Annotated in this window: 11 protein-coding genes; 4 read left to right on the top strand and 7 right to left on the bottom strand. The window is 69.4% G+C overall.

Annotated elements, in window-relative coordinates; genetic code table 11:
• Nucleotides 1-70 precede the first annotated feature (70 nt).
• The 7 genes from HHAL_RS13445 to HHAL_RS05130 all read right to left on the bottom strand — a co-directional run bounded on the left by HHAL_RS13445 (nt 71) and on the right by HHAL_RS05130 (nt 7707).
• Nucleotides 71-1129, bottom strand: a complete 1059-nt coding sequence (locus tag HHAL_RS13445) for a septal ring lytic transglycosylase RlpA family protein (protein WP_011813810.1) — start codon at nt 1127-1129, stop codon at nt 71-73.
• Entirely contained in the window at nt 1126-2109 is a 984-nt protein-coding gene (gene mltB / locus HHAL_RS05155; RefSeq protein ID WP_011813809.1) for a lytic murein transglycosylase B, read from the bottom strand. The genes HHAL_RS13445 and mltB overlap by 4 nt, the downstream gene beginning before the upstream one ends.
• A gap of 16 nt (nt 2110-2125) precedes the next feature.
• A complete protein-coding gene (rodA, locus tag HHAL_RS05150) occupies nt 2126-3256 on the bottom strand; it encodes a rod shape-determining protein RodA (protein ID WP_011813808.1) in 1131 nt (376 codons plus the stop codon).
• Complete coding sequence (mrdA, locus tag HHAL_RS05145) at nt 3253-5175, bottom strand: penicillin-binding protein 2 (RefSeq protein WP_011813807.1); 1923 nt, start codon at nt 5173-5175, stop codon at nt 3253-3255. Before mrdA ends, rodA begins: the two co-directional genes overlap by 4 nt.
• 33 nt (nt 5176-5208) lie before the next feature.
• Nucleotides 5209-5700, bottom strand: a complete 492-nt coding sequence (mreD, locus tag HHAL_RS05140; protein ID WP_011813806.1) for a rod shape-determining protein MreD — start codon at nt 5698-5700, stop codon at nt 5209-5211.
• Nucleotides 5697-6578 carry a rod shape-determining protein MreC gene (mreC, locus tag HHAL_RS05135; protein ID WP_081432166.1) on the bottom strand — a complete coding sequence of 294 codons (882 nt, stop codon included), beginning with the start codon at nt 6576-6578 and terminating at the stop codon, nt 5697-5699. The genes mreD and mreC overlap by 4 nt, the downstream gene beginning before the upstream one ends.
• Nucleotides 6579-6663: 85 nt before the next feature.
• Nucleotides 6664-7707: a rod shape-determining protein gene (locus HHAL_RS05130; protein WP_011813804.1), complete on the bottom strand. Its 1044-nt coding sequence runs from the start codon at nt 7705-7707 to the stop codon at nt 6664-6666.
• A 120-nt stretch (nt 7708-7827) separates the two neighbouring features.
• On the opposite strand from HHAL_RS05130, the gene gatC reads away from it, so the two are divergent.
• The 4 genes from gatC to hslO all read left to right on the top strand — a co-directional run bounded on the left by gatC (nt 7828) and on the right by hslO (nt 11993).
• Nucleotides 7828-8115, top strand: coding sequence for an Asp-tRNA(Asn)/Glu-tRNA(Gln) amidotransferase subunit GatC (gene gatC, locus HHAL_RS05125; RefSeq protein WP_011813803.1), 288 nt, complete (start codon nt 7828-7830; stop codon nt 8113-8115).
• A 16-nt stretch (nt 8116-8131) separates the two neighbouring features.
• Nucleotides 8132-9586 (top strand): Asp-tRNA(Asn)/Glu-tRNA(Gln) amidotransferase subunit GatA, encoded by a 1455-nt coding sequence (gene gatA / locus HHAL_RS05120; protein WP_011813802.1) that lies wholly within the window; start codon nt 8132-8134, stop codon nt 9584-9586.
• An 80-nt stretch (nt 9587-9666) separates the two neighbouring features.
• Nucleotides 9667-11106 carry an Asp-tRNA(Asn)/Glu-tRNA(Gln) amidotransferase subunit GatB gene (gatB, locus tag HHAL_RS05115; RefSeq protein ID WP_011813801.1) on the top strand — a complete coding sequence of 480 codons (1440 nt, stop codon included), beginning with the start codon at nt 9667-9669 and terminating at the stop codon, nt 11104-11106.
• Entirely contained in the window at nt 11103-11993 is an 891-nt protein-coding gene (gene hslO, locus HHAL_RS05110; protein WP_011813800.1) for an Hsp33 family molecular chaperone HslO, read from the top strand. Before gatB ends, hslO begins: the two co-directional genes overlap by 4 nt.
• Nucleotide 11994: the final 1 nt, after the last annotated feature.

The raw sequence follows: 11994 nt of genomic DNA, 5'->3' as shown, positions 1-11994 counted from the left end.
GTCTGGCAGCGGTCTCGACGGATGGCACAACAGGACACCATTGTAACGTGTTTGCGGGTGGGGGCGGGTGTTACGGGCTGACCCTATAGTGATCGATCCCCGCCTCGTCCAGACCCTGCTCCACTCGGTCGATCTCGGCGAGGTTCTCCAGCGGGCCCAGGCGAACCCGGTGGAGGGAGCCGTCGGCGTCGCCGATCTCCTCGACGCTGACCTCGGCCTCGAGGTCGAGGTCAGCGAGCCGTGCCTCCATCCGCTCGGCGTTCTCGCGCTGACCGAAGACCCCGGTCTGCAAGTAGACGGCGATGGGCTGGACCGCCTCGGCGTCCTGCAGCAGTCGGTCGGTGGTGCGGACCCGGACCCCGGCCGGCGGCTCGCTGGAGGGGGTCTCGTCCCCGGGTTCGGCGTCGGCCTCCTCCTGCGCGGCGAGCAGTTCCTCGATGGCGTCGGGCTCCTGCTCGTCGTCCACACTGAAGGTCTCGACACCGCCCTCCGCCGGTGGGTCGCCGGCCTCGGCATCGGCGTCCTTCGCCGGACTCTGGGGCGGGTCGTCCGGGGTGACCACGCGGATCTGGACCGGTGCGGTCCCCTGGTCGGCGATGTCGAGGCGCACTGCAGCGGCGTAGGAGAGGTCGAGGATGCGTTCGTCGGGGTCGACGAAGGGGCCACGGTCGTTGACCTTGACCACGGCGCGGCGGTCGTTCTCCAGATTGACGACCTCCACCCAGGTCGGTAGCGGCAGCTCGCGGTGGGCGGCGGTCATGGCGTACATGTCGTAGGGCGTGCCGCTGGACGTGCGCCGGCCGTGGAACTTGGTGCCGTACCAGGAGGCGCGGCCGCGCTGGGTGAAGCCCTCGGCCTCCTCCCGGCTCATGGTGGCGTAGGTCTCGCCGAAGACCTCGTACTGCTCGGGGTTGCCGTAGCGGCTCGGCGGCACGTCCTGCGGGACGGCGTCGGGGAGTCGGGCCAGCTCCTCGGGGTCCCGGTCCGAGGCCCCGTCGGTGGCCACCCGCTCGGCAGGATCCTCGTCCGGTCGTGGCGGCTCCAGCTCGTCGCGTTCCGGTGCCGCGCAGCCGGCCAGCAGCGCCGCCCCGCCGGCGAGTCCGAGCAGTGCCGTGGCCAGCGACCTCACTCGGCGTGCTCCCTGGCCAGGGCCTCGGCCAGCTGGTGCACGGCCATGGCGTAGAGGGCGCTGTGGTTGTAGCGGGTGAGGACGTAGAAGTTCTGCAGCGTCAGCCACAGCTCCGTGCCGTCCTCGCCCTCGAGCTCGATGAGGGCGGCCGGGGTGTCGCCGTCCAGCTCGTCCGGCACCTCGACCCCGAGACCCGCCAGTTCGTCGACGCTCTGCCGGGGGGCGACGGGACGGTCGGTGGCGGCCAGGGCGTCTCGCCAGGCCGATCCCTCGGCCTCCACCGCCCGGGCTACCGGAGCGTCGGGCTCCCAGCCATGCCGGGCCAGGTAGTGGGCGGCGCTGCCGGCCGCATCCGCTGGGTTGTCGAGGAGGTCGCGGCGGCCGTCGCCGTCCTGATCCACCGCATAGGCGCGGTAGCTCGACGGGATGAACTGCGGCTTGCCCAGCGCGCCGGCGTAGGAGCCGGTGGGCTCAGTGGCGTCCCACTCGTTCTCAGCGCTGAGCAGCAGAAAGGCCTCCAGTTCATCGCGGAAGAAGCCGGCGCGGGGGTGGTCCGAGAAACCGAGGGTGGTCAGGGCGTCCAGGACGCGGTGGTCGCCCCGGCGTGTGCCGTAGTAGCTCTCGACGCCGAGGATGGCCAGGATCACCGGTTCCGGGACCCTGTGCTCATCGTGGATCTCGGCCAACAGGTCCTGATGCTCGGCCCAGTAGCCGAGCCCGGCCTCGAGGCGCTCCTCGGTGAGGAAGATCTCGCGGTAGTCGTGCCAGGGGAGGCCCTCGGCTGGGGAGGCGATGCGCTCGAGCACCCGCTCGTCGTGCTCGGCGGCGGCGAGCACCGTGCGCAGGTGTCCGGCGTCCAGGTCGTGGCGCTCAGCGACTTCGTCGGCGAAGCGCTCGGGCTCGGTGGAGGCCGTGGCGGTGGCCAGCAGCGCGCTGCCGCACAGCAGGGCCACGGTGGCGGAACGGAGGCGTAGGTTCATGTCCGACTACAGGCCCTCACGACCAGAGACGACGGTGGGTATGGATCGACATGAGAATACCGAAAGCCGCCATGATGGTCACCAGTGACGAGCCGCCGTAGCTGACCAGGGGTAGGGGCAGTCCGACCACCGGCAGCAGTCCCGAGACCATCCCGGCGTTGACCAGGACGTAGATGAAGAAGGTCAGCGAGATGCTGCCGGCCAGCAGCCGGCTGAAGTTGTCCTGGGCGCGGGCGGCGATGTAGAGACCGCGGCCGACGATGATCAGGTAGACGGCCAGCAGCTGGGCCACCCCCATAAGACCGAACTCCTCGGCGACCACCGCCAGTACAAAGTCGGTGTGGCGCTCGGGGATGAACTCCAGGTGGGCCTGGGAGCCGTTGAGCCAGCCCTTGCCGAAGAGCCCGCCGGAGCCGATGGCGATCTTCGACTGGATGATGTGGTACCCCGCGCCCAGGGGGTCGTTCTCGGGGTTGAGAAACGTCAGCACCCGTGCGCGCTGGTAGTCGTGCATGACAAAGAACCAGAGCAGTGGCGCAATGGCGCTGGCCAGGGCGGCGCCGCCCACGATCCAGCGCCAGCCCAGGCCGGCCAGGAAGAGGATGAAGAATCCCGATGCCGCGACCAGCATGGCGGTGCCCAGGTCCGGCTGTATCGCGATCAGCGCCGCCGGCACGGTGATCAACACTAGGGCCAGCATGACGCGCCGGGGCCGGGGCGGGATATCGTGGTCGGCGAGCAGCCAGGCGAGCAGCAGCGGCAGGGCGAGCTTCATCAATTCGGCCGGCTGGAAGCGCATGAAGCCGAGGTCGATCCAGCGCTGTGCCCCCTGGCCGATGACGCCCAGGACCATCACCGCTGCCAGCAGCACCATGCCGACGGCAAAGACCCACGGTGCCCAGCGGCGCAGGGTGCGCGGCGGGATCTGGGCGCAGGCGAACAGTGCCAGGAAGCCGAAGGAGACGCGGATGACCTGATTCTGGGTCTGCGCCCAGTCCTCCCCGAAGGCGCTGTAGAGGACCGCTACGCCGAAGGCGGCGACGGCGATCAGTGCGGTCAGCAGCAGTCCGTCCAGGTGCAGCCGCGACTGCAGGAACGAGAGACGGACTCCGACCCCCTGGCTGCCGGGTAGGGCGCTGGTGTTCATGGCATCAGCTCCATGGGCGCATCCTCCTCGTCCTCGACCTCGCTCTCGTCGATGCGGCCGGCCTCCAGGTCCTCGAGGAAGGTGTAATCATCCATCAGCCAGGCGTCGGTGACGGCCCGCGCCACCGGGGCGGCTGCAGCACCACCGCCGCCTTCGGCGTTCTCGACCACCACCACGACGGCGATCTCCGGGGTCTCCGCCGGGGCAAACCCGATGAACAGGGCGTGACTGCGCAGGTGCTCGGGGACGTCCGCGTCGTCGTCCTCGTGGCTCTCGGTGACCTGCGCCGTACCGGTCTTGCCGGCCAGGCTGTACTCGAGGTCGTCGCCGATCAGCCGGGCGGTGCCGCGCGGGTGCTCGACGGCGGCGCGCATGGCCTCGGTGGTGAGCTCCCAGTGCTCCGGGTTGCTCAACTCGATGCGCTCCTGCGGGGTAGTGGCGGCGGTTCGTGATTCGTGCCCCTGCTCGCCGTCGCGGACCGCCTGCACCAGGCGCGGTTCCACGATGCGTCCCTGGTTGGCGAGGATCGAGGTGGCCCGAGCCAGCTGCAGCGGCGTGGTGCTGAAGTAGCCCAGGCCGATACCGGTGATCACCGTCTCTCCGTGGAACCAGCCGCCGCCCAGGGCGCGGCGCTTCCAGTCGCGATCGGGGAGGATGCCGCTGCGCTCGCCCGAGGTGTCTACCTGAGTCGGGGTGCCGAAACCGAACGGTTCCAGGAACGCCGACATGCGGTCAATGCCGAGGCGGAAGGCGGTGTCGTAGAAGAAGACATTGCAAGACTCGGCCACGGCCTGGACGAAGTCGGTGTCGCCATGGCCCCAGTCGCGCCAGCAGCGGAAGGGCTCGTCGCGACCCTCCACATGGTAGGTGCCGTCGCAGTGGACCTCGGTGTCTGGGCGGATGACGTCGTGCTCCAGGGCGGCCAGGCCGACGAACGGCTTGATGGTGGAGGCCGGTGGATAGAGCCCGCGGATCGGCCGGTTGATCAGCGGCTGCCAGCCGGTGTCTTCCAGCTCCTGGAAGCGCTCGGAGGTCATGCCCCGGACGAACTTGTTGGGGTCGTAGTGCGGGCGACTGGCCAGGGCCAGGATGTCGCCGTTGTCCGGATCCATGGCCACCACCGCCCCGCGCTGATCGCCGAGGGCGCGCTCGGCGGCAGCCTGCAGGTCGATGTCCAGGGTCAGGATCAGATCGTCACCGGAGCGCGGCGGGTGGCGGTCGAGGGTGCGTAGCACCCGCCCGGCGGCGTTGGTCTCGACGCGTTCGACGCCCACCTCGCCGTGGAGGACCTGCTCATAGGCGTGTTCGACGCCGCTCTTACCGATGTGGTTGGTGCCGCGATAGGCCGAGCGGTCGATGCGGCGCAGGTCCCGGGCGGTGATGCGCCCTACGTAGCCCACCGCATGGCTGCCGGTGTGGCCTTCCGGGTAGTGGCGCACCAGCCGGGCGTCCACCTCCAGGCCGGGGAAGCGGTGGCGGTGGACGGCGAGCTTGGCGACCTCTTCCTCGTCGAGCCGGGTGCGCAGCGGCAGGGCCTCGAAGTGACGCGAGTTGCTCAGGCGGTTGAGGAAACGCTTGCGCTGGGCGTCGGTGAGCTCGATGATGTCGCTGACCTCATCGAGCATGGTCTCGATATCCGGGATGCGTTCCGGCGTGGCCACTAGCTGGTACGAGGGGCGGTTCTCGGCGAGGATGGCGCCGTTGCGGTCCAGGATCTGGCCACGGCTCGGTGGTATGGCGTTGACCTTGATGCGGTTCTCCTGGGAGAGGGTGGCGTAGTGGTGGTGATCGACCACCTGCAGGCGCACCATCTGGGTCATCAGCCCGGCGACCACCAGGATGCAGAGCACACCGGCGACCACGATCCGTCGCTGGATCCTGGAGGCATCCTGTTGCTGATCACGGATGGAAAGGCTCACCAGCTACCTCGTTGCCCGCCGCCCTTGCCGGTGTCACTGCACCTGGAAGCGGCGCCGCACCCCCCTCATGATGTGAAAGACCAACGGCCAGATGGCAGCGCCGACCAGGATCGCGGCCCACGCCTGCCACTCCGGAGCCGGCCGCCCGATGATGCCGTTGATCCAGAAGACGACCAGCTGGGCGACCACCAGTAGCCCGAGTACCACCACCGCCTGCTGCCAGACCGGCACCAGGCGCAGATGCTGGTGCAGCCGCAGGGCCAGGAAGGCGATCAGGGCGAAGGCCAGGGCGTGCTGCCCGAGCAGGGTCCCGAGCAGGGCGTCCTGGAACAGCCCCACCAGCCACCCGACGCCCACGCCCACCCGCTCGGGCAGTGCCAGGCCCCAGTAGAGCAGGATCAGCGCCGTCCACTCCGGGCGGAACTCCTGCGCCCAGCCCGGCATGGGGACGATGGTCAGCATCAGGGCGATGATGAAGCTGAGCAGGATGATCCCGCCGCCGTTGCGTGGCCGATGCCCGGTCAAGACGCGTCCTCGCTCTCGTTGTCCGCCGCCTCGTCGTCCCCGGCCTGATCATCCGCGTTCTCGGCCACGGAGACCAGCAGCAGCTTACGGCTGCGATCCAGCTCGGCGGCCGGGCGGGCGGTCACCCGGGCGAAGGGCTCGCCGGCCTCGACCTCCACCGAGGTCACCTCGGCAACCGGGTAGCCCCGGGGGAAGGCGCCGCCCAGGCCCGAGGCCGTCAGCAGGTCGCCCTCGCGGAGGTCCGCGTTGCCCGGCACGTTGGCCAGTTCCAGGCGCTGCGGGTCGCCGCTGCCCAGCGCGACCGTGCGTAGCCCGTTGCGGTTGTTCTCCACCGGGATGGCGTGGCTCGGGTCGGAGATCAGCCGCACGCTGGCCGAGTGGGCCCCGACGCGATCCACCTGACCCATGACCCCGTTGGCATCGAGGACCGGCTGGCCGACGAAGACCCCCTGCCGGGAGCCGCGGTCGATCTCCACCAAGTGGGTGTGGGGGTCGAGCTCGACGCGCATCAGCTGGGCGATGGCCACCTCGGTCTCCAGCCGCTCCGAGGAGCCGAGCAGATCGCGGAGGCGCTCGTTCTCCCGCTCCAGGCTGTGCATCCTCTGCAGGCGCTCCTGGTACTCCAGGTGTCGGTCGCGCAGCTGGCGGTTCTCCTCCATGATCTGGTGGCGGGTGGCCAGACGCTCGGAGACCCGCTCGGCGATGGAGAAGGGGGCGTCGACGACGAACCGCAACGGATACACCACCCCGGAGACGGTCTCGCGGACCGGCTCGACGAGGTGCTCGCGGTGGTCCAGACTCATGAGCAGGATCGAGACCGTAGCCAGCAGCACCAGGCGCACGGTGGCCGAGGGACCCTGTGTGAATAACGGCTTAATGGTTCACCGAGCCTCGCAGCATCAGCTTACGGGGCCTGACAGTCTAACGCAGGCCCCGCCGGGGTTTGCAGCTGCGGTGGTCCGCCTACTCGCTGACGAACAGATCGGCGCCCCGTTCGTCCATGAGCTCCAGGGCCCGGCCACCGCCACGGGCGACACAGGTCAGCGGCTCGTCGGCGACGACCACCGGCAACCCGGTCTCTTCCATGATCAGCCGATCGAGGTTGCGCAGCAGCGCCCCGCCGCCGGTGATCACGATGCCGCGCTCGGCGACGTCGGCGCCGAGTTCCGGCGGCGTCTGTTCGAGGGCGGTCTTGAGCGCCGAGACGATGCCCGAGAGCGGCTCCTGCAGAGCCTCGAGGATCTCGTTGGAGTTCAGGGTGAAGCTGCGCGGCACGCCCTGGGCGAGGTTGCGCCCCCGGACCTCGATCTCCTGGACCTCGGTGTCGGGGAAGGCGGTGCCGATCTCCTGCTTGATGCGCTCGGCGGTCGCCTCGCCGATCAGGATGCCGTAGTTGCGCCGGACGTAATTGACGATGGCGTCGTCGAACCGGTCGCCCCCGAGGCGAACCGACGCGGAGTAGACGATGCCGTTGAGCGAGAGCACGGCCACCTCCGAGGTGCCGCCGCCGACGTCGAGCACCATCGAGCCGCTGGCCTCATCGACGGGCATGTTGGCGCCGATCGCCGCCGCCATGGGCTCTTCGATCAGGTGGACCTCGCGGGCCCCGGCTCCCGCCGCCGACTCGCGGATGGCGCGCCGCTCGACCTGGGTCGAGCCACACGGCACGCAGACCAGCACGCGCGGGCTGGGTTTGAAGAAACGGGCCTCGTGCACCTTCTTGATGAAGTGCTGGAGCATCTTCTCGGTCACCGTGAAGTCGGCGATGACGCCGTCCTTCAGGGGGCGGATGGCGCGGATGGTCCCCGGGGTGCGCCCGAGCATGCGCTTGGCCTCGGCACCGACGGCCGCGATGCGCTTGCTGCCGCCGTCACGATCCTGCTGGATGGCGACCACCGACGGCTCGCTCAGCACGATGCCCTGGCCGCGCAGGTAGATCAGTGTGTTGGCCGTGCCAAGATCGATGGATAGATCGTTGGAGAAGAGTCCGCGGATACCCTTAAACATGCCCAGCGTTCCTAAGGTCGAAGGTGGCTCAATCTAGCAGTGCCCCGGGGTTTGGGCAAGCTCGGGGCTATGGTAGGTTCTGCGGTTGCTATCGCGCCAGTTAAGGGGGAGAGAGGCTCTATGGCCATCGACGCAGATGAGGTGCAGCAGATTGCGCACCTGGCACGCATCCGGATCGACGAGGAGGCGGTCTCCGGCTACGCCCGCGACCTGACCGGGATCCTGGCGTTCGTCGAGCAGATGGGGAATGTCGATACCGACGGCGTCGAGCCCATGGCCCACCCGTGGGATGCCACGCAGCGGCTGCGCCCGGACGAGGTCACCGAACCCAATCTGCGCGAGCACTACCAGTCCGGGGCCCCGGCCGTCGAAGCCGGCCTGTACCTCGTCCCCCGCGTCGTCGAGTAACGGAAGCCGAACGCCCATGCATCAGAAGACCGTCGCCGAGATCTCCGCAGCACTGCACGCCGGAGAGATCTCTAGTCGTGAACTCACCGATTCCCTGCTCAAGCGCATCGAGCAGTTCGATCCCAGGCTCAACAGCCTGATCACCGTCACCGCCGAGCAGGCGCGGGCCGCCGCCGACGCCGCCGACGCCCGGCTGCGCGCCGGCGAGGCCGGCCCGCTGACGGGCGTGCCGCTGGTCCACAAGGACATCTTCTGCACCGACGGCGTGGCGACCACCTGCGGCTCGCGCATGCTTGAGCCGTTTCGTGCCCCCTACGACGCGACCGTGGTGCGGCGTCTGGCCGAGGCCGGTGCGGTGATGCTCGGCAAGGCCAACATGGACGAGTTCGCCATGGGGTCGTCCAACGAGACCAGCTACTTTGGTCCGGTGCGCAACCCCTGGGACCTGGACGCGGTGCCCGGCGGCTCCTCCGGCGGGTCGGCCGCTGCGGTGGCGGCGCGCCTGGCGCCAGCGGCTACGGGCACCGACACCGGCGGCTCCATCCGGCAGCCGGCGGCCCTCTCCGGCATCTGCGGGCTCAAGCCCACCTACGGCCGCGTATCGCGCTACGGCATGGTGGCCTTCGCCTCGAGCCTCGATCAGGCGGGTCCGTTCGCCCGTACCGCCGAGGATCTGGCGCTGCTGCTCGGCGGCATGGCCGGCCTGGACGAGCGCGACTCGACCAGTGTCGATCACGTGGTGCCCGACTACAGCGAGTCGCTCAACCGCTCGATCAGAGGTCTGCGCATCGGTGTGCCGAAGGAGTTCTTCGGCGAGGGGCTGGATGCTGACGTCCGCTCCCGGGTCGAGGCAGCGCTGCAGGTCCTGGAGGGCGAGGGCGCCGAGCTGGTCGAGGTGCAGCTGCCCAACATGGAGCTGGCGCTGCCGGCGTACTACGTCATCGCACCGGCCGAGGCCTCGTCCAATCTGGCGCGCTTCGACGGCGTGCGCTTCGGCCACCGCTGTGCCGATCCCCAGGACCTGGAAGACCTCTACAAGCGCAGCCGCGCCGAGGGGTTCGGCGACGAGGTCCAGCGCCGCATCCTGGTGGGTACCTACGCGCTCTCCGCCGGCTACTACGACGCCTACTACCGCAAGGCGCAGCAGGTTCGCCGGCTGGTGGCGGACGACTTCCGCCAGGCCCTGGATCAGGTCGACGTGCTGGCCGGCCCCACCTCACCGACCCCGGCCTTCGACCTGGGCGAGCGCGCCGACGACCCGGTGCAGATGTACCTCTCCGACATCTACACCCTCGGGGTGAACCTCGCCGGTCTGCCCGGCCTGTCGGTGCCCGCCGGTTTCTCCCGCGGGCGGCCCGTGGGGTTGCAGCTGATCGGTGGTTACTTCGATGAGGCCCGGCTGCTCAACGTCGGGCACAAGTACCAGCAGGTCACGGACTGGCACAAGCAGGTTCCCGAAGGGTTCGAGTAGATGCGGGGCGACCCCGGACACCCTGGAACCAACGCCCGCGTCCGCCCGACGCGCCCAAAGCCTACGGAGCGACCTCACCCATGAAGTGGGAAACCGTCATCGGTCTCGAGATCCACGCGCAGCTCGCGACCCGCACCAAGATCTTCTCCGGCGCGCCGACCGCCTACGGCGCCGAGCCGAACACCCAGGCCTGCCCGGTGGACCTCGGCCTACCCGGGGTCCTGCCCGTGCTCAACCGCGAAGTGGTGCGCATGGCCATCAAGTTCGGCCTGGCCGTCGACGCGCGGATCGCGCCGCGCTCGGTCTTCGCGCGCAAGAACTACTTCTACCCCGACCTGCCCAAGGGGTATCAGATCTCGCAGTACGACCTGCCCATCGTCGAGGGCGGGCACCTGGACATTGAGCTCGAGGACGGCGCCAGCAAGCGGATCGGCATCACCCGCGCCCACCTCGAGGAGGATGCCGGCAAGTCCCTGCACGAAGACTTCCACGGCATGACCGGGGTCGATCTCAACCGTGCCGGTACGCCGCTGATGGAGATCGTCTCGGAACCGGATCTGCGCTCGCCGGCCGAGGCCGCCGCCTACATGAAGAAGCTCCACGCCCTGGTGCGCTATCTGGAGATCTGCGACGGCAACATGCAGGAGGGGTCCTTCCGCTGCGACGCCAACGTCTCGGTGCGCCCCGTCGGGCAGGAGGCGTTCGGCACCCGGGCCGAGCTCAAGAACCTCAACTCCTTTCGCTTCGTCGAGCGGGCCCTCGAGTACGAGGTCGAGCGGCAGATCGACCTGCTCGAATCCGGCGGCGAGGTGGTGCAGGAGACCCGCCTCTACGACGTCGACAAGGGCGTCACCCGCTCCATGCGGACCAAGGAAGAGGCCAACGACTACCGTTACTTCCCGGAGCCGGACCTGCTCCCCGTGGAGGTGGATGCGGCGCTGGTCGACGAGGTGCGGGAGACCCTGCCCGAACTGCCCGACGAGAAACGCCGGCGGTTCGAGGAGGAGTACGGCCTGCCGGCCTACGACGCCGGTGTGCTGACGGCCACCCGGGACATGGCCGATTTCTTCGAGCACGCCGTCAGCGAGTCCGGCGGCTTCGCCAAGCGCACCGCCAACCTGCTGATGAGCGAGCTGCTGGCCTACCTGAACAAGGACGGCCTGGAGATCGCCGAATCACCGGTCACCCCGGAGATGCTGGGCAAGCTGGTGGCCCGGGTCGAGGACGAAACCCTCTCGAGCCGCGGTGCCAAGGATGTCTTCGAGGCCATGTGGGCGGGCGAAGGCGAGCCGGACGAAGTCATCGAGAAGAAGGGACTCAAGCAGGTCACCGACACCTCGGCCATCGAGGCGCTGGTCGACGAGGCCATCGCCAACAACCCGCAGCAGCTCGAGCAGTACCGCGCCGGCAAGGAGAAGCTCTTCGGCTTCTTTGTCGGTCAGGTGATGAAGGCCTCCGGCGGCAAGGCGAACCCGCAGCAGGTCAACGAGCTGCTCAAGAAGAAGCTGGACGGATCGTGAGCGACGCCAGTCAACGGTTTCTCTTTGAAAACGCCGACGTACGCGGCGAGATTGTACAGCTGGAGCAGGCGTTCGCCGCCGTCCGCGAGCACCACGACTACCCGCCGGCGGTGGCCCGCCTGCTCGGCGAGGCCATGGCCGCGGCGGCGGTGATGTGCGCCACCATCCGCTCCGACGGCGTGCTCAGCCTCCAGGTGGAGGGGGGCGAGGAGGCCGCCGTGCCGATGCTGCTGGTCCAGGTGGACGCCTCCGAGGGCACCCTGCGCGGTACCGCCCGTTACCAGGGCGAGCCCACCCGGGGCGGGCTCGCTGAGCTGTGTGCCGGCGGTCGCCTGGCCATCACCATCGAGCCGGAGGAGGGGCAGCGCTACCAGGGGGTGGTCGGGCTCGACGACGCCGGGCTGGCCGCCACGCTGGAGGGGTACTTCCGCGACTCCGAGCAGCTGCCCACCCGCCTGCACCTGGCCTGCGACGGCCAGCGGGCCGGCGCGCTGTTGCTTCAGCGGCTGCCGGCCAGCGGCGGCACCCAGCCCACCGAGGCCGACCCCGACGCCTGGGACCGCATCGGTTACCTGGCGGAGACGCTGACCGACCGCGAGCTCCTGGAGCGCCCGGTCAACGAGGTCCTGCACCGGCTTTTCCATCAGGAGACCGTGCGGGTCTTCGAGCCGCGGGCGCTCGCCTTCCGCTGTCGTTGTTCGGCAGGGCGGATCGCCTCCATCCTCCGTAGCCTCGGCCGCGAGGAAGTGGAGCAGGTCCTCGCTGAGGAGGGGGTGGTCGAGGTGCGCTGCCAGTTCTGCGGGGCTACCTACAGCTACGACCGGGTCGACGTGGCGCAGGCGCTCAGCGACGGGAACGCCGCCCCGGGCAGTGATAGCTACCACTGAC

Source organism: Halorhodospira halophila SL1, from assembly GCF_000015585.1.
Classification (GTDB): Bacteria; Pseudomonadota; Gammaproteobacteria; order Nitrococcales; family Halorhodospiraceae; genus Halorhodospira; species Halorhodospira halophila.
The sequence above is the reverse complement of the archived record's forward strand: the minus strand, read 5'-3'. Positions and strand labels throughout refer to the sequence as shown.